Here is an 18,212-nt window from a genome sequence, read left to right on the forward strand (position 1 = left end):
TGGCAATAGCTGGGGTCGCACCTGCGACCCTGGCGTTGGATAAAAACGGCGCCTCACGCAATCCTCAGGTTTGGATCCGGTGCAGGATTCTGACTTCGACACGGTTGACCACGCGGGTCAGCACGAAACCGATCACGAAGTAGATCAACGCGGAAGTCGTGAGCACTTCAACGGGTCGGGACGTCGTATTCGAGATGTTCTGTGCCGTGAACATCAGTTCCACCATCCCGACGGCAGAAGCTAGCGCGCTTTCCTTGAACAGGCTGACCGTGTTGGACAGCAGGTTCGGAATCGAACGAATTACAGCCTGAGGCGCGATAACGAAGACAGAGCGGACGAATGAGGAAAGCCCTAGCGCATTACAGGCATCCATCTGGTCGCGGCCAACGCCTTTGAGAGCCGATCGAAACGTCTCGCTTGTCACGGCACCCATATATAGCGTCAAGGCGATGACCGAGGAAACGAACGTTCCGAGTTCAACATGCAGGATTACCGGCAGGCAGAAGAAGACCCAGAACAAGGTGACAAGCACCGGGAGGCCACGCAGGATTTCGACATAGAGGGCCGTCACTGAGCGCAGCGCCCGGAAGCGGCACGTGCGACCCATCGCGATCGCGAAACCGAGGAGCATGCCGAGGATGCTGCATACGACGCTCAGTTCGACAGTGACCAGGAGCCCCTTGGCCAACGCATCCTTGAATTGCCAGAGCACGGCAAAATTAAGGTTACCCATTTTCTAGCCCTCACACTCTCAGAAGTCGTTCGCTGCGATGCTCGAGATACGCTGCAAACCTGCCAAACGGGATGGCAACAGCGAGATAGAACAGCGCAAGCACGGTAAATGTCTCAATCGGCCGGTAGGTTTGCGTCGAAAGCTGCTTGCCTTGATACATAAGATCGGCAACACCGACAAGCGAGACCAGCGAGCTTTGCTGGAAGATTCCGATCGCCTGCGTGATCAGTACGGGCACAGCATGACGGAATGCCTGCGGCAGCACTACAAACAGGATGCGGGCCTTCGAATTCAGGCCGAGCGCGGTGCATGCGTCGTTCTGCGCCTTCGGAATAGCCTGGATTGACGCGCGGAATGCTTCTGCGTTAAACGCCGTCAGGTTCATGCCGAGGATCACGACCCCCATGAACACGGGCGTCCAGAACACATCGAAGATCATCGGGATGCAAAAGAAGAACCAGACGACCTGGACCAAGGCCGGCGTGCAGCGGAAAAAGTCAATGTACGCGCGAGCGGGTACCTGGATCATGCGAACGCGACTGTTGGCTGCGAGCGCCAGCGCGAAGCCGCACGTCAGGCCGATCGCGATGGCCCACAATGTCAGTTGCAACGTGATCTTCAAACCCTCAAGCAGGAAGTCCCACGAGTGCAGCACGAAGTAAAAATCGGTGTTTTCCATGTTCGCACCCGTGTCAGAGCGTCGATGATCGCAGCGGCGTGGCCTCAGCGTCAGCGTGAAGGACGTTGTGGATGAAGTCGCGAGCCCGTTGGGTCTGGGGGTTATTGAAGAACTCTTCAGGCGGCGCATCTTCGACGATCTTGCCGCCTGCGCAGAAGACAACACGGCTGGCGATCTTCTTGGCGAACCACATATCGTGAGTCACGATCATCATGGGCATGCCCGTTTCCGCGAGTTCGATAATCATTGAACTCACCTCGCTAACCAACTCAGGGTCGAGCGCGGACGTTACTTCGTCAAACAGCATCAGCTTCGGATCAAGCATCAGTGCACGTGCGATCGCAACGCGTTGTTTCTGGCCGCCTGACAGTTCAGCGGGAAAGGCCTTTGCCTTGTGATCCAGACCAAACCTGCGCAACAACTCCATCGCCCGTTGTTCTGTCTGGGTCTTGTTCGCATGGCGTGACCGCAACGGGGCAAGCATCAGGTTGCCAAGCACAGTGATGTGCGGAAACAGGGTATAGCTCTGGAACACCATTCCCACCTGTTTCTGGATCGACTTATCGATCGTCGTCTTCCGTGCCGTACGTGTAACGTATGGCTTGCCATCGATCGCAATCGTGCCTTCGTCGATATCCTCGAGTCCCATCATGCAACGCAGCAACGTGCTCTTGCCGCCGCCGCTCGGTCCAACCACGAGCAGACGGTCGTTGCGGGTCATATTCAGGTCGAGGCCGTCAAGGACTTTTACGCTTCCGTTCGCGTAAGACTTTTTCAGGCCACGCATGGCGACGAAAGGCTGACTTTCGGTGCTGGTATCCACTGCACATCCGACTCGCTGGTTGAGGGTGGTTGAGGGCGTGCTCATCAACATATATCCGTCCGTTGGTTTGGATCGCTAACAGTCGCGACAGGCTATCGCTGCAGTAATGCTGGCAGTTTCCCGCGCAGCGGCCAAAGGCTCTCGTCGTCGGGGGCGGCGACGACGTGGCGTGACCGGAAGTATGATGAGCGTGTACCGCTGTTTGGTCCGCCGGACCGGTCCGCGAATGCGTACGGACAGCCTTGGGGTGCAACTCTCCTCACTACATTCTTCGGCATGAGATTTTTCGACATCCTTGTGTACCTATTGTCGACGTTATGCCGACAATGTCAATATGCCAAAAAAGATTGATGCACTGCGGCAGGCTCCTTAGCTTTGTGTGGCGGGCCTTTGCAGGGACCCTAGGCGAACATCAGATCGGGTTTGCAGACCTCACAAGTCGCGCGATCTGAAAGTACAGACCGTTGAATTTCGACCGTTTTGAGACTCACCGAGGCTGGATTTATCCTGGCAATAATGAGCGTCAGGCTGATTGAGCGATTCAATCGGCCTACTGGCGGGACAGGCGGTAATCCGGCGGCTTTAAATAAGTATGGCCGGACCGAACCATGCGCCGGATCACAATTTCGCGTGCGCAACTGAAGCCGCTGCGGACGCAGCGGGATGTAGCACGCGAGTAGCAATGATGCTAATGGGGCCTAGCGGCGATCCGTGTCCCTCACGGAGCCGTAGCGAGGAACTGTGCGACGCGGTCGCACCAGACGGGACGGCCAATAGCCTTTGGGGAGGTGTGGCTTACCTTCCCGCGCGGGGCCCACGCGAGGTTCAGAACGCTGTAGAAGCGCGCGCGTGGAAATGCACTGCAATGGCTTTCCAGTGCCGTTGTAAGCGGCACAAGGTTAGTGAGAAGGAGCCACCGGATTTCGCAAGGTCATCCGGAGGCTCTACGGTCGGATGGATCAGAATCCGCTAGGTTTGTCCCAGAGATTCAACAATTGTCCGATGCTCTTTTGCGTGGCGTTCTTGTACATCTCGAAGCCCCAACTGATATCAAAGACGGCCATACCACAGGCGATGAAAATCACCCTTTCCTTCGCGTTCTCACGACCAGGCTTGTCGCCGTTCACGACGTCACCCAGACCGGTTGAGTCGGCCAGAGATGGCAGCTTCCCGGCGTCGATCAGACGGTAGAAAGGACCACCGATCACGCCGCTGTAATATGCTTCCTTGTTGCCCGATGCGATGGCATCTTCGACATATGCTTCCTGCAGCGGCGTGTGATCGAAGACGATCTTGCAGTTCGTCAGGAAAGATTCGTCGGTGTTGAACGGACCGGACACCAGAAGGGTGGCACCTTCCTTGATCCATTCATCCTTGAAATAGAGCGGTTTCAGACGCGATGCCGCGACGGTGATGACATCCGCATCGCGGAAACCCTGTTCGGCCTCGTCGACGCCGATCGCGCTGACACCGTATTTCTCCTCCACCCAACTGGCAAACTCGTTGGCCTTGTCAAGAAAGACGTCGAAGCAGACGACCTTCTTCACCGCGCCAAGCTGGGTCATGATCGCCGAAAAGCAGGCCTTGTTGATCGGGCCGCAGCCAATGACGGACACCGTCTGGGCATCCTTGTTCGCCAGATGCTTGGCGGCGACGCCCGGTACAGCGCCAGTGCGCGCGGCGCTCAGAAGGTTAGCCGACATGAGCGCCAGGGGCGCGCCGGTGTCCTTGTCGTTGAGCATCATGGTCAGAATCGAGCGCGGCAGTCCTTTCTCGGCATTCGCGTGGTTCGAGCCGTACCATTTGTTGCCGCAGACATCGAAACGTCCGCCAAGATATCCCGGCATGGCCGCAAAGCGACGGTCGGGTCCTGCAACGGGCATATTGGGAAACTTCGTCTCCTTCGGGAAGACGATGTTCATGCCGTGGTTGTTGTGATTGGGACCGCCCATCAGGTAGTCACCTTTGCCTAGCAGGCTGAAGGTTTCCTCGCAGACGGAAACACAACGCGCAGCGTCCAGGACACCGGCTTCAATCATGTCCGGCTCAGAAAGATAGAGGAAGTCAATTTTCGGGTACATGTGGCTAACCTTTTTTGAGAAAGGGTGGATAACATACCGGTCGACCGGCCTAGCGTTGCCGCGTCAGAATCTGAGGAGCGGTGCAATGTCGTATAGACGGCAACCGGGACTGCGGGCGTTCGCCCGCATCAGGAAGTTGAGCTTTTCGATGCGCTCTCCTGAACGCGGTGCACCGTTTTTTTGAAACGGAACCTCAAGGCCGACCGAGAAATCCATCACAACGTCATCGACTACACCGCCAGAGCGGCCCGACGGCACCGCGATCATTCCGTGTGCCGTCGCAAACCGGTAGGCGTCCATGGCTTCGGTGATTGTGCCGACCTGGTTGGGCTTCAGGATGAAACCATCAACTGCGTGCGTTTCGTATGCTTTCCGGAGTAGTTCCCGGTTGGTCACCGTGAGGTCATCACCCAGCACGATGGTGCGGGTCAGCCGTTTTACCGCCTTGATATAGCCCGGCCAGTCGTTCTCATCGAGCAGATCCTCGATGAAGACCATGTTGAACTTCTCGGTCAGGAACTTAGCGTAGTCGATCAGTTCGTCGGACGAGACGCGTTTGCCCTTCAGAAGGTATGTGCCAGACTCCTTGTCGTACATCTCGCTTGACGCACAATCGAGCGCGAAGGCGATCTGGCTCGTATAGCCACACTCGTCGACCGTTTTTTGCATTAGTGCCAGGATCACTTCCGGATCGTCGGAGGGCGCAGCATAGCCATAGGAACTGGCCACCTGTGGCTTATGTCCCAGATAGGCAGCCAGGACATCGGCGAGTTTCTGGAATACGTCCACCGCCATTTCAATGGAGGTATCGATGCTATTGGTCAGGTAGGGTACGATCAGGAATTCATTGAATGCCTGTGTGAGTCCCTCATATCGACCCCCATTGATGACGTTGAAGCAGGGAACCGGGACCGTAAAGATGTCGCGACCCGCAATGTGCTTGTATAGGGGGATCGAGAGCGAGTCCGCGGCTGCACGGAAAGCGGCGATGGAGACCGAGTAGATCGTGTTCCCTCCGAGGCGTCTCTTGTCCGGCGTACCATCAAGCGCGATCATTTTTTCGTCGATGGCTCGCTGGTCGAACACATTCGTGCCGACCAGCGCGGGCCCGATGATGTTCACTGCGTGTTCGACTGCCTTGTGAACACTGAGTCCCTGATAGGTCGACGGATCGCCGTCGCGCAGGACAAACGACTCATGCATACCCACCGACGTGCCGGTCGGCGCAGCCCCGAGGCCAACCGCTCCGGACTCGGTGCGGATCTCGACTTCGACGGCAGGCCGGCACTTGCAGTCGATAATCTGCTGTGCCCGCACTGATACGATCCTGTCCTCCATGTTATTGCCCCCCCTGAATTTCCGGAACATAAAGAATGTTAAGGTCGCACAGATTCGTTCCTGTGTTCCCTGTAAATGCAGTAGACCTAATTGCCTCAAGCGCTTCAAAGCAGCTATGTTCACGCAGAGCCCGATACAGGCTGATGTCTTGATCCGCAGCGGCCTGGAAGCTGGTCGAATCCGTGATGCCCCCAGCAACCTTGGCGGTTCCGTCTGTGCCTTCGCTATCGATAGATAGGAGGCAAGCGCCTTTGGTCTTTGCCGCCGTGATCGCAAAACTCACAGCCATCTCCTGACCCGGGCCACCATGCCCTTTGATCACGCTGCTGTCCTCAATGAGCGTCGTCACCTCACCGGAACTGAGAAGCACACACGGCGCCTTGATCGGGTTTCCGTATGTCTGAATTTCGCGGGCAATCGATGCAAAGAAAGTGCCTGCATCGCGACTTTCACCCTCAAGAAAGGAGGAGACGATCATGGCGGGAATGCCCATCTCGTCACAAATCTGCTTCGCGTATATGCAGGAGTCCGGCAACGTGTTGAGCAGGAAGTAGGTGTTGTCGGGAAACGCTTTCGGCGTTTCCGCTTCGGGGCCCGCGTTCATCATATAGTCAACGACGCTCCTAGGCAGACGATCGGTGACATTGCGATTGATGATCGTCGCACGAGCGTCGTCCAGCGTTGTCATGTCCGGACCGATCGGCGTGCTCTTGTACGCCGCATAGGGCACAGAGATGTCGCCCGTGGCAGGTGAACCCACCGCGTCACTGATCCCGAATCCGATGAGTTCGGCGCCCACGGACTGAATGCGCTTTGCCAGCATCCCGCCGTTCAGGGCAGAAATATGGCGACGTACAGCGTTGATTTCGTAAATGCCGGCGCCGGACTTCAGCAACACGTCGGTGGTATCGATTTCGTCCTGCAGGCTAATGCCTTCGATCGGGCACGACATCAGAGCAGAGCTGCCGCCGCTGATCACCGCAATGAACAGATCTTCCGGACCTGCCTGATCCACGATCTCAATGATCTTCCTCGAAGCCCGGTGCCCTTCTTCGTTAGGCAGCGGATGACCGCCAACAAACACTTCAGTCCTGTTGAATCGATCCGTATCCTCGTGAATCTTGACGATAGCGATGCCCCTCGTCAGGCGGTCACCCAGAACATGATCGACCGCCATCGCCATATGATTGCAGGCCTTCCCGGCGCCGATCAGGTAGATGTTCCGCTTGCGCGAAAGATCCCAGGAGCGGGTCCCGATGTGCAACAAGCTACCTTCCAGGCGCATGATGCTCCTGATCCGCTGATAGCTGTCCAGCCTCTGAAGTGTCCGGTCGGCAATCTCAAGCACGAACTGCCGTGAGGCTATGTCACCCTGCGAGAGGATTTCATCTGAATTTCGGATTTTCTTCATACTCGGGCACTCGATGTGATGCTATGAAAAAAGCTTTGGATAGCGGGTTTGAGTCCTGGCCGTTCATCTCGGTGCCAGGCTGGCTAGAGTCAAAACGCAGCGGCTCCAGCCGACAGTCACCACCGGTCAGCAAGTTCAAAGATGGCGTCGACCTCGACGGCGACGTTGCGGGGCAGGGAAGTGCATCCGACTGCCGCACGGGTGTGGCGCCCGCTATCGCCGAGAACCGAAACGATCAGATCAGAAGCGCCATTAATGACCTTCGGGTGGTCCTTGAAGTCCGGAGACGCGTTCACGAAGCCACCTAACCTGACGCAACCGACGACCTTGTCAAAATCGCCGTCGACGGCCTGATTCACCTGCGCGAGGATGTTGATCCCGCACAACCGCGCTGCAGCCTGTCCGTCCTCAAGCGATACATCGGCTCCAACCTTACCGACGTACTGGTCAACGCCGTCCAACACCGGAACCTGACCGGATATGTAGAGCAGATTGCCGACGCGCTTTGCTGGAACGAAGTTGGCCCGCGGCGTCACGGGCGAAGGAAGTTCGATGCCAAGTTCGCGCAGGCGCTGTTCGAGACTTGCTCCCATCAGGCACCTCCACGCGAACCGATCGGCTGCACATGTGGCCCACAGCGTTCGATCGCGACACGGGTCGTTTCCTCCGGCGGACGCTCCCACCAGTCGAGTTCGGAGAAGATTTCGAGCTCGAACGGACCGGTGTAGCCGATGTCGTCGAGCCACCCTTTGATGCGTGTGATGTCGATTACCCCGTCGCCGACCATGCCGCGGTCGCGCAGATTGCGTGTCGGGACCAGCCAGTCGCAGTAGTGAAAAGTGAGGATCCGCTTGGGACCCGCACGTCTTACTTCCGCCTCGAACTGCGGATCCCACCAGCAGTGGTAGACGTCGGGCACCAGGCCGGCTGCGTCGTCACCGAGTTGATCACAGAGGTCGTTCGCAACCGTGATCGAGTTGAGCACGCTCCGATCGCCGGCATACATCGGGTGGAGCGGTTCAAGCCCCAGCTTGACGCCCACTTCCCTGGCATGGGGCGCAAGTTCGAAGAGCGCGTCACGAACCCTCGCGCGCTGGGCGTTGATGTCCTTGCTGTCGGCAGGCATACCGCCAACAACCATCATGAGGCAGCCGGCGCCAATCTCGGCAGCCGCGTCGAGCAGGCGACGGTTGGTATCAATGGCACCATTCATGTCGCTGTTGACCGAGACGTTGAACCATTCGCTGGTGCACAGCGACGGAACCCACATATCGAGTTCGCGCAGATGTTTGCGTGTTCGTGTGACGCCGTAGTCCTCGAGGAAATTGCGCCAGACGGCGATACCGTTGACTCCGTGGCGCTTATAACCCTCAATGGCTTGGGGCAGTGACCACTTGGGCGTCGTGATCTGGTTGATCGCAAAGCGCGAAAGATCGAAGCTCATGTCTTCCCCTATTAGTTCAGCGCGCCGCGCAGCTTCGCGGACGCGTCGCGATCGAGCTTTTCGCCCTTGAACGCAACCTTGTGGAAGCGCTCGGCATAGTCCCGAGTGATCTTCCCGTTCGCGATATCGCCTTCGATAAGATCGAGTGAACGCTTCAGGGGATCGCCGTACCCACCGCCACCAGCCTGTTCGTGACGGATGGTCGCACCGCGATGCAAGGTCATCGTGAACTTGCTCGGCAGCGGCTCCGTTTCGCCATCCTTGCGAAGGTAGTTCGACGAGGGTGCACCCGACAGTCCGCCAAAAAGACCATACGGCGCGTGATCGGCGCGGTCAGAACGGATCTGTGCGACCACTTCTTCGGCAAGGATTGTGTATTCCCGCACGAGGCCCAGCCCGCCGCGGTATTCGCCGGCGCCGCCGGAGTTCTCCGCAAAGCCGTATGCTTCCATGACGATCGGGTAGCGAGCTTCCAGCGTTTCGATCGGCATGTTGGACATGTTCTGGGACGGATTCGTCACGCCCTCGATACCGTCCTTGTTAAAGCGCCCACCCCATGCGCCGTTGATCATGTCGACCAGGATGAATGGCTCGCTGGCATCCTTGTCGTAGCCGCTGAGCGCGATCACGGTGTTGCCACCTTCACCAGCGGCCATGACCTTGGTTGGGGCAATCTGCGCCAGTGCGCCGAATACGGTATCGACCACGCGGTAGCCAGTCAGCGCACGCGCTGCCACGGGTGCAGGCAAACGGGGATTCAGAATCGAACCTTCCGGTGCTGTGATATCGATGCAGCGATATACGCCTGCATTATTGGGAACGTCAGCTTCGAGCGCGCAACGGATCGCCAGATAGGTTGCTGATTTGACGAACGAAAGGGTCGAGTTAATCGCGCCGCGCACCTGCGCCGAGGAACCAGCAAAGTCGACCGACACACTCGCTCCCTTTACCGTGATCGCGCACTTGATGGGAATCGCGTCTTTCGTGAAGCCGTCGTTGTCGATGTAGTCCCTGAACTCATAGACGCCATCCGGCCAGGCGGTGATGGCCTGACGGGTCAGTCGCTCGCCGTAGTCCAGCAATTCGTCAAAATACTCGCGAAGTTCCTTCTCGCCGTACCGCTGGATCATCTTTACGAGCTCGCGCTCGCCGATGTTGCAGGTGGCCAACTGCGCGTCCAGGTCACCGAGTACGAGGTCGGGCAGCCGGACGTTCTTCTTGATGATGTTGATGAGGGTCTCGTTTGCCTCCCCACGCGTGTACAGCTTGGTCGGGGGGATTCGCAACCCTTCCTGGAAAATTTCGGTCGAGTCAGCAGCGTTGGAACCCGGAACACGGCCACCCACGTCGCAATGATGCGCGATGACCACAGAAAAGCCCTGCAACCTCTCTTCGAAGAAGATGGGCTTGAACATGAAAATGTCCGGCAGATGCATGCCGCCTTCGTACGGGTCATTGAAAATGATCACGTCGCCCGGCTGGACATTTTTCGCGAACTTCTTGATGACTACATCGACCGCGTCGGGGACTGCGCCGAGATGCAGCGCGACAGTCTTGGCCTGCGCGAGAATTCGACCAGCCGCATCACACATTGTCACGGAATAGTCCAAGACGTCGCGGATGATGGGTGAGCGCGCTGTGCGCATGACGGCGAATGCCATGTCGTCGACGATCGTGTCCAGCGCGTTCTTGACGACAGCAAAAGTAATGGGATCGACTTTACGTTGTGCCATGTTCTACTCCGTTTGGGTTCAGTCCAGCGATGCGATGACACTGCCGACCTTGTCAGTGCTGACGCGCCAGCCAGGTGGAATGACGATCGTGGTATCTGAGCTTTCGAGAATGACGGGGCCGACGATTTCCTTGTCCAGAAGCGCGCGCGGTACGACCGGCGTATCGACCCATCCAGATTCGCGATTGAAATAGACCCGGCGACTGCTGCGTTGCTGCTGCGTCTCTTTGTTTGCTGCGCTTCGGATGTCGCGGAAATCGAGCGTTTTCGTAGCGATGCCGCGTGCGAGCAGTCGCACATTCGCACACTCGATCGCATCGTTCGACGCGTACCCGTACATCGCCGTGTAGGCGTCGCGGAAGCCGCTGCGGAGCTGCTCGCGGCCCGCTTCGTCAAACTTTTCGGGGATCTCCACGGGGATTTCATAGTCCTGGCCGCGGAAGCGCATGTCGAGCTCGAACACGTACTGGATCCGGTCAGCGGAGTAGCCTTCGCCCGCCAGCGCTTTTGCTGCTTCTTCACGCATGGACGACACGTGCTGGGCGAGCGCGTCGACGTCGAAAGTGTCGAGGAGATCTAGGAACGGGCGAACGAAGTAGCGTTCGACTGCACCAGCGAGCATGCCCATCGCGGTAAACACACCCGGTGCGGCCGGGAACACCACGCGCTTCATTTCCAGCGTACGGGCCAGATCGCAGGCGTGCACTGGACCTGATCCGCCAAAAGCCATCAGCGTAAAGTCGCGCGGATCGACGCCGCGCTCAACCGTGACAGCCTTGATCGTGCGCGCCATGTTCACGTTTACAACTTCCCGGATACCGACCGCGGCTTCTTCGGTCGAAATGCCGAGCGGCTTCGCGAGGATCTGATCAATCGCGCCGCGCGCGGCCGTGAGGTCCAGTTCCATCGTTCCACCTGCGAGCTTTTGCGGCAGAAATCCAAGAACCGCATTAGCGTCGGTCACGGTGGGACGCTCACCGCCGATGCCATAGCAGACCGGTCCAGGAAAAGCGCCTGCCGAAATCGGGCCAACGTTGAGCAGGCCGCCAGCATCGATCCACGCGATTGAACCAGCGCCGCTGCCAACTTCCGCGACGTCGATCGTCGGGACACGCATCATGTAGCCGCCGGCCTTGATGAAACGGCTCGGCGTCGAAATACCTGCGCGGAATTCGTATTCGTTTGTGCGGGCCAACTGACCATCGTGAATCAGTGAGGCGGACGCGGTGGTACCACCCATGTCGAAAACGACGAGGTCAGTATCGTTGCGCGCTTCGCCGAGACGTCCTGCACCCACGACGCCAGCTGAACGTCCCGATGAGATGAAGAACACCGGGGCGTCCTGCGCGACGCGAGCGCTGGAAAGGCCGCCATTCGAGTTGCTCACCAGCAGAGGGGCGTTCACGCCGATCCGCTTCAGGCCGCTTTCAAGGCGCTGCAGGTAGGTACGCAGTGCGGGTAGAACGTAGGCATTGACGACCGTGGTCGATGTGCGCTCGTATTCGCGAAGTTCCGGCAATACCTGAATGGAAGCGGTGACACTGATCTCGGGGAACTTCTCCTGGAACGCGACGAGAGCGGCAGCTTCGTTCTCCGAGTTCTTGTACGAGTTGAGGAAGCAGATAGCAACGGACTCGACCCCTTCGCTTCGAAAGAACTCACCTGCGTTAAGCACTTCGTGGATCGGCGTCGGGCGATGAACCTCGCCGGAAGCCAGCGTGCGCTCGTCGACTTCGAGCCGATAGCGACGCTCGACGAGAGGAACGGGCTTGTCCCACGTCAGGTCGAACATGGTCGGTGTACGAACCCGGCCGATCTCCAGGACGTCGCGAAATCCCCTGGTAGTAATGAGGCCGCACTTCGCGCCGACCTTCTGAAGCATCGTGTTGGAGCCGACCGTTGTGCCGTGAAGGACTTCCGTGACATCGTCGGTCTTCAGGCCTGCCTGCTTCAAGATGCGTTCGACACCTGTGAGAACAGCTTCTTCGGGGGCAGCAGGGGTGGACGAGACCTTTGTAAAGGTGACCAGTCCCTTGTCGTCCAGAAGAACAAGGTCGGTGAAGGTGCCGCCGATGTCTACGCCAATACGAGCGCTTGCCATAATTCCATCCGTTCCAGAGTTTGCACGAAGGTAATGCCTTTAGAGGTGACTGGTGCCGACCTTCGCATTGCCAAAGTGATGTGCACCAGCAGGTAATTCGTTATCGCGTTTCGGCGCTGGCTTCGAACGCGTCGGCAGCCGCCCCGATTGGGGGGCGTGCCCAATGCTCAAGTGTTTGCACGGTAGTGATGCCTCGGATACCCAATGCAGACGGTCGCAGTGCCACATACAGAAGTGTTGAATCACCGCGTGGACCGCTTACTTCGGGGCTGAGACCTTTTGCATGTACGACTTGCCGAGCGCCGAGACTTCACCGACGGCGAGCTTGTCCTCAATGAAGATGTCGAGCGTCTGAAGATCTGCTTCCGTTGCGTTGCGGCGCAGCGCATAGGCGATTCCCTGCTTCGCGATGGCCGGTTGCGGATGCAGGGTTTCCCAGCGCTTACTGTCCGTCGCGGCAAAGGGCGAATTCAGATCAGCGTCGTCAAAGTAGATGTCGGCGCGACGGGAGGAGAGTGCCAGGCGGGTGGCGTCAACGTCGGGCAGGCGAAGCATGGTTGCCTTCTTGACCTTTGCCGTTAGTAACTGGTCTGCAGCCGTCCCGCTGACCACGGCGATTGTGGTGCCAGCCTTGTCAACATCATCCAGGGACTTCGGAGCCTTCTGGAATTTCGGGTTGGCACGGTCATACAACCCGTCAATTTCGTAGTCCCAGGCAGATCGGCTGTAGGCAACGGCCAGAGAGCGCTTCGGCGTACGGTTCAGTGCCATTGCCACATCCCAGCGACCGGACTGCAGGCCCGCGACGATGTTGTCCCAGCTCGTATCCACCATCTCGACCTTTACACCCAGGACTTTCTCACCGAACTCACGGCAGAGGTCCACAAAGACTCCGCTGTACTGGCCGCTCTGCGTGTCGCGGATGACGTACGGTGGAGCGATCGCGGCGCCGCAGCGCAGTACCCCCCGTTTCTGAACATCCTGCCAGTAACTGGGAGCGCCGGACTGGGCCTGCGCAGTTGAATGACCACCAACCAGGAATGCAGCGGTGAGTGCGGTAAGCATCCACTTAGACGCGTTCACGGTAGACCTCCATACGTTGTCAGGCTTGCGTACCTATTGTCGACTATATGTCGACAATGTCAACGTACCAAAATCCTAGAAAGTTCGACGGGCTGGCTGAGAGGTCCGACCATATTGGTTTTCGGCGCAATGTAGTGGTAAACCTTGGGGCGGATTTCCCCTGTTTTTCCTCGTTGTTCCTTGACTTGTACAGGGCTAAATGTAACTATTGTCGACATAGAATCGACTTTAATTCGGCAGAACACGGATGCTAGGCCGGTTTGCGCGGCGCCGGACAGACGATCCGTTTCGCGGAAATCGGGAAAGCAGCCACCAACTGAGGTTTAGGACATGGGTACGAACTCAAAGCTGGTTGTAGTTACTGGTGGTGCAAGTGGCATCGGCGAGGCAACGGCACGTCGTTTCGCAACGGCCGGCGCGACCGTAGTTATTGGTGACGTAAATTCAGAGCGCGGCAAACGGATAGCGGATGACTTGCGCGAGGCGGGTCACGACGTTTATTTCTATCCGATCGATCTCGGCTTCGACAAATCGATTGATCTCTTTGCACAGAAGGTGCTCGGTACACATGGCGTGCCGTATGCAGTCGTGAATTCGGGCGGCATCCTGCAGAACGCGGTTCGCCTGCTCGATATGGATGTTGCGGAATTTGACCGCCTCTTCGATATCAATGTCCGCGGAACGCTCATGGTGTCGCGCGCGTTTGGAGGTCCGATGTGTGAAGCCGGCCAAGGCGCAATCATCAATCTCTGTTCGTTGACCACCTTCAGGGCGTCCGCGCAGATCGGCTACGCCGTCGGAAAGGCAGGTCTGAAGATGCTCACGGAAGTGATGGCCGCCGAGTGGGGTCCCAAGGGCGTCCGCGTCAACGCAGTCGCGCCGGGCTACACGTTGACGCCCGCAATGCAGGCACGAATTGATTCAGGTGAACGTGATCCGGACGCGGTCGTTCAGAAGTCGGCCCTACGCCGGTTCGTACGCCCCGACGAAGTCGCCGACACAATCTTTTATCTGTGTTCGGAGAACGCCTCCGCGATCACCGGTGTTACGTTGCCGATCGACTGCGGCTGGCTCGTCACGACGGCCTATTCGTCGTACGCGGCGCAGCCCTGAACGACTGTTGGCTAAGACGCCGGGCCGAGCGATGGGACGGTTCGGACGAGCGAGTTGGATCTCGCAGAATCGATATTGGAACAGCGCATGCCAATCGTGAGAATCGAAATGCTCAAGGGAAGAACCCGGGAGCAAAAGCAGGAATTGGTCGATGTGTTCACTTCAGAAATGGCATGTATTACGAAATGTGCCGTAACTGATGTGCAGGTCATCATCACGGAGGTTGACTCCGCACACTGGGCCGTGGGAGGAGTTCTGCCCTCGACTGTCGTTGGTGATGAGGCAGCTGCAATCAAACTAACGTTAGCCGATATGGAAACAGATTGACGGCCGTTGATAGCGGCGCAATGAGGAGCAAATTCGGCACGTACAAGGCATCGGATGTTCGGCTCGGTCTCCAACCGGCGTCCTGGCGTTCGCACGCGAGAGTGCGAGCTTTTTGCCCGGCGGTTGCCGGGCTTTTTTTGGCCACAGCTAGTGGAACTTCTCAGTTGCCAAGGATCAAACGTGAACGACAAGGCACATGACAAGACAAGCCGATACCTCAGGAAAGACGTCGATTGCAATACCGAACCTGAGCAGTCGGGCGAAGGTTGGCAACGAACTGCTACTAGTGCCAACCGCAATTGGGCGTCGGGGACCACGCTAGTGCGCTACGACTGGATGGATTCGCGTGCTCCGTTTGCATTGAGCGGCGAAGGATTGGCCTGATATCCGTGGAGATCGCGTCTTCCTCCTTTACCGTCCCTAAGCAATGGGATGGTCCGCTTGCGAGCTCCTCCGCTCGATGCGTTGATTTCAAGGAGGCGACAGTGGTCCGTCCGACGCATGTTAGAACGCTCGTTGATGCCAGGTTAATTTTGCATCCGTCGAGACGCGTTTTCGCGACGAGAGTTCGCCAAAAAAAGCCCGGCGTCGTGACGAGCGCCTGGCTTCTCAATAGCCGGCTGCCTTTACGTGTCGCCATGAGTAGGCAGGACCGGCAGTCCACGCGATCTGACGGCACGGGACTGCGTCCCAAGCCTAGCATTTGCATACCCGCCTCCAGGAGACAGGCCGTTTCAGACGGGTGATGTAAGGGCGAGCTTATCATGGGGAGGGGAAGTCGTGAGTGCCGTCATGCTGCCCGAAACGATTTATCCGGATCTATTTCCTTGCCGATGCATCGTTCACTTTTTCACGCCAAAGCCTTAGGGTAAGGCTTCGACTGATGAATTTTTCGATGCATTGCTACATCGAAATACATCGTTTGATGATTGAGCTTCGCATGGGCATGCGATTTCATTGAACGGATTGGTTTCCGTCAGCGGCTCGTCAGTGACGACACCGAAACCCGCGCCGGAACGAGTCGGCGCACGAACCAGTGCCGCCTCATTCACCCGTCCACCGCGCGCCGCGTTGATAAGCGATCACGTGGGCGAAGGGCCTCACTTTGTTGGTAGTGACGATACCGCCAGCGGCGGACCTGATCGAACACCTCTTCGGCCCTCGTTGATTCGCACGCCTGCAATTCGTGACTGAAAGGCAAATCCTCCCGGCGCGGGCATTTGGCTGAATGGTCGACCGGTCGGGGAAAACTACACCGAGCGTCGGCGACGACGTCGGTCATGCTTAGGCTGCGGTGGGGACATGCGCTTCAAGAAGCGTTGCGTCGGGTCGGGTCGGGTGAACGAAATCGCGCACATATTGTCACCGGTCCCAATGGAGCTGGCGTTGAACATGCCGCGGTCAAACGCCTTTTCGCCTTTTCCCGTTAACGATCAATGCACCGCCGTCCCAGATGACGCGATAGATGCGGACCACAAGGACGAGGCGTGGCTCCGAGGACCGGCTAAGTGTTGCGGCAGCTTTGGGAAAAGCTGCGATTCAGCGAACCGAGGCCCGAGGTCAGTTGGCTTGCTGGAGCGCGTCACGGACCGCTTCCTCCTTTGCTGAACGCGTCACGTCTTATCGGGAAAACCCGCGTTTTTCTATCCAAAAAATGAATGTGACAACATCGAAAAATATCGCTTTATCTTATTATTTCGGTGGGAAAGAATGCTTTCAACCGAGCACGATTTGCCCGGGATGGATTCATCGGTCCAAATGGAGGAGTCAAATGAAAAGCACGTTTAAAAAGCTGGTCGGTGTTGCATTGGTACTCGGATCAAGTGCCGTAGGAACTGTGGCGCATGCCGATCAGTTGGCTGACGTGAAGGCCCGCGGCACCTTGGTATGCGGCGTTCTGAGCAACCTGCCGCCGTTCGGGTTCCAGGATCCCGATTCGCGTGAGATCGTCGGCTACGACGTGGACTTCTGTAAGGGCGTCGCCAAACAACTTGGCGTTAAGCCTGAACTTAAAGTGCTCTCCCTCGACTCGCGCATTCCCGAACTGACCCAAGGTCGCGTCGACATCTTGGCAGCGGTACTCGGATACAACCCTCAGCGTGCGCAGCAAATCGATTTCTCGAAGACATATTTCGTAAGCCAGCAGGTGATGGCTGCCAAGACCAATGGCCCCTACAAACACCGCGATGACCTAGCTGGCAAGCGAATTAGCACCATCAAGGGTTCAAGTAACATTCCGGTAATCCAGCGGGTGTTGCCGACCGCTCAACTCGTTAGCTATGACGATGGTCCGTCTGCCTTCATGGCGATGGTACAGAACAAGGTCGACGGCTTCGTGCTTTCTGAAACGCTGATGCGGCGCTTCATCGAGAAGCTCGGTCCTAACGCGAAAGAGATCTCGGTACTTGTGCCGGCAGTCGGTCAGGAATATTGGGGACTTGGTCTTAAGAAAGGCGAGCCGAAGCTCCAAGAAGCTGTGAACACGGCCTTGGACAATATGGAAAAGAGCGGCGAGTCCAAGCAGATCTTCGACAAGTGGCTCGGTGACAAGTCGACTCTCAAGATGGCTCGAAGCTTCAAGACCGACCCCATTCCGACGAACTGAGGTAGAGCACTTATCGCCAGATGTCGTGCAACAGGAGTTCGCTATGCCTTTCCATCTCGATTTCAGTTCGATCTTTGCCGCACCGCATGGCGCCGAACTGATCAAGGGTGTCAAGTTCACGTTTGCGCTGACTGCCGAGAGTTGGCTGCTCGCAGTCGCCCTCGGAACCGTTTTAGCTGTTGCACGAGCGACTGGCAATGCAATCGTCGACCGACTCGTGGCCGCGTTCGTCGCCTATCATCAGAATGTGCCGATGCTAGTACAGCTTATCCTTTGGTACTTCGGCGTGCCGACGTTGCTTCCGGACAGTTGGCAAACTTGGATCAATGCGCACAACGGGGAAATGATCTTTGCCGCCATTGCGATCGGTCTTTGCATGTCGGCCTACATATCCGAAGACATCCGCAGCGGCCTTCGAGCGGTTCCTTGGGGACAGCATGAAGCCGCAAGATCTCTCGGCCTAAGCTACGGGCGATCCATGCGATATGTGATCTTGCCGCAGGCATTTCGAGTCGCATTGCCGCCGTTCATCAACCACACGATTCTCCTCTTCAAGAACACAAGCCTCGCTATGGTTATCGGCGCGGCGGAGATGACTTACGTTGTCCGCGAGGTCGAGAACCAGACGTTTCGAACCTTCGAATCATACGCTGTCGCAACGGCGTTCTATCTTGCGGTCTCTCTCTGCTTGATGGGGGCCGGTGCTGTGGCCGCGAGACGTAGCAGTGTACCGTCGAGGTAA

16 protein-coding genes and 1 pseudogene are annotated in these 18,212 nt (G+C 57.6%); 5 read left to right on the plus strand and 12 right to left on the minus strand.

All coding sequences use genetic code 11. The features are described from left to right. Positions 1-64: 64 nt before the first annotated feature. The 11 genes from AB3X96_RS34600 to AB3X96_RS34650 form a co-directional block, all read right to left on the minus strand. Complete coding sequence (locus AB3X96_RS34600) at positions 65-733, minus strand: amino acid ABC transporter permease (RefSeq protein ID WP_368593220.1); 669 nt, start codon at positions 731-733, stop codon at positions 65-67. A 10-nt stretch (positions 734-743) separates the two neighbouring features. Further along, positions 744-1,412: an amino acid ABC transporter permease gene (locus AB3X96_RS34605; protein WP_368593221.1), complete on the minus strand. Its 669-nt coding sequence runs from the start codon at positions 1,410-1,412 to the stop codon at positions 744-746. Positions 1,413-1,425: 13 nt separating this feature from the next. Beyond that, positions 1,426-2,235, minus strand: a complete 810-nt coding sequence (locus tag AB3X96_RS34610; protein ID WP_368593222.1) for an amino acid ABC transporter ATP-binding protein — start codon at positions 2,233-2,235, stop codon at positions 1,426-1,428. A gap of 959 nt (positions 2,236-3,194) precedes the next feature. Then, positions 3,195-4,316 carry a tyramine oxidase subunit B gene (locus tag AB3X96_RS34615; RefSeq protein ID WP_368593223.1) on the minus strand — a complete coding sequence of 374 codons (1,122 nt, stop codon included), beginning with the start codon at positions 4,314-4,316 and terminating at the stop codon, positions 3,195-3,197. A gap of 63 nt (positions 4,317-4,379) precedes the next feature. Further along, positions 4,380-5,633 (minus strand): enolase C-terminal domain-like protein, encoded by a 1,254-nt coding sequence (locus AB3X96_RS34620; protein ID WP_368593224.1) that lies wholly within the window; start codon positions 5,631-5,633, stop codon positions 4,380-4,382. Between the two features lie 22 nt (positions 5,634-5,655). Then, positions 5,656-7,065 (minus strand): glycerate kinase, encoded by a 1,410-nt coding sequence (locus AB3X96_RS34625; RefSeq protein ID WP_368593225.1) that lies wholly within the window; start codon positions 7,063-7,065, stop codon positions 5,656-5,658. 116 nt (positions 7,066-7,181) lie between these two features. Continuing rightward, on the minus strand, positions 7,182-7,658 hold the full coding sequence (locus AB3X96_RS34630) for a RidA family protein (protein ID WP_368593226.1): 477 nt from the start codon (positions 7,656-7,658) through the stop codon (positions 7,182-7,184). Next, complete coding sequence (locus AB3X96_RS34635; RefSeq protein WP_368593227.1) at positions 7,658-8,509, minus strand: sugar phosphate isomerase/epimerase family protein; 852 nt, start codon at positions 8,507-8,509, stop codon at positions 7,658-7,660. Before AB3X96_RS34635 ends, AB3X96_RS34630 begins: the two co-directional genes overlap by 1 nt. Before the next feature lie 11 nt (positions 8,510-8,520). Continuing rightward, the gene (locus tag AB3X96_RS34640) at positions 8,521-10,242 is read right to left on the minus strand and encodes a hydantoinase B/oxoprolinase family protein (protein ID WP_368593228.1); all 1,722 of its coding nucleotides are present in this window, start codon (positions 10,240-10,242) and stop codon (positions 8,521-8,523) included. A gap of 18 nt (positions 10,243-10,260) precedes the next feature. Further along, the gene (locus AB3X96_RS34645; RefSeq protein ID WP_368593229.1) at positions 10,261-12,342 is read right to left on the minus strand and encodes a hydantoinase/oxoprolinase family protein; all 2,082 of its coding nucleotides are present in this window, start codon (positions 12,340-12,342) and stop codon (positions 10,261-10,263) included. Between the two features lie 258 nt (positions 12,343-12,600). Continuing rightward, positions 12,601-13,425, minus strand: a complete 825-nt coding sequence (locus AB3X96_RS34650) for a transporter substrate-binding domain-containing protein (RefSeq protein ID WP_368593230.1) — start codon at positions 13,423-13,425, stop codon at positions 12,601-12,603. Positions 13,426-13,755: 330 nt separating this feature from the next. Here AB3X96_RS34650 and AB3X96_RS34655 point away from each other — a divergent pair, with 330 nt between their 5' ends. The 3 genes from AB3X96_RS34655 (at position 13,756) to AB3X96_RS34665 (ending at position 15,249) form a co-directional block, all read left to right on the plus strand. Beyond that, positions 13,756-14,538 carry an SDR family NAD(P)-dependent oxidoreductase gene (locus AB3X96_RS34655; RefSeq protein ID WP_368593231.1) on the plus strand — a complete coding sequence of 261 codons (783 nt, stop codon included), beginning with the start codon at positions 13,756-13,758 and terminating at the stop codon, positions 14,536-14,538. A gap of 54 nt (positions 14,539-14,592) precedes the next feature. Beyond that, complete coding sequence (locus AB3X96_RS34660; protein ID WP_368593232.1) at positions 14,593-14,865, plus strand: 4-oxalocrotonate tautomerase family protein; 273 nt, start codon at positions 14,593-14,595, stop codon at positions 14,863-14,865. Between the two features lie 180 nt (positions 14,866-15,045). After that, positions 15,046-15,249 (plus strand): hypothetical protein, encoded by a 204-nt coding sequence (locus AB3X96_RS34665; RefSeq protein ID WP_368593233.1) that lies wholly within the window; start codon positions 15,046-15,048, stop codon positions 15,247-15,249. Positions 15,250-15,815: 566 nt separating this feature from the next. Here the strand turns inward: AB3X96_RS34665 and AB3X96_RS34670 are convergent. Next, a pseudogene (locus AB3X96_RS34670) lies at positions 15,816-15,944 on the minus strand (glycerate dehydrogenase); the annotation flags it as partial. 692 nt (positions 15,945-16,636) lie between these two features. Here AB3X96_RS34670 and AB3X96_RS34675 point away from each other — a divergent pair. Further along, the gene (locus AB3X96_RS34675) at positions 16,637-17,470 is read left to right on the plus strand and encodes an ABC transporter substrate-binding protein (RefSeq protein WP_368593234.1); all 834 of its coding nucleotides are present in this window, start codon (positions 16,637-16,639) and stop codon (positions 17,468-17,470) included. A 43-nt stretch (positions 17,471-17,513) separates the two neighbouring features. Next, the gene (locus tag AB3X96_RS34680) at positions 17,514-18,212 is read left to right on the plus strand and encodes an amino acid ABC transporter permease (protein WP_368593235.1); all 699 of its coding nucleotides are present in this window, start codon (positions 17,514-17,516) and stop codon (positions 18,210-18,212) included.

The sequence above is a fragment of the Paraburkholderia sp. BR13439 genome (assembly GCF_040948805.1).
Lineage (GTDB): Bacteria > Pseudomonadota > Gammaproteobacteria > Burkholderiales > Burkholderiaceae > Paraburkholderia > Paraburkholderia youngii.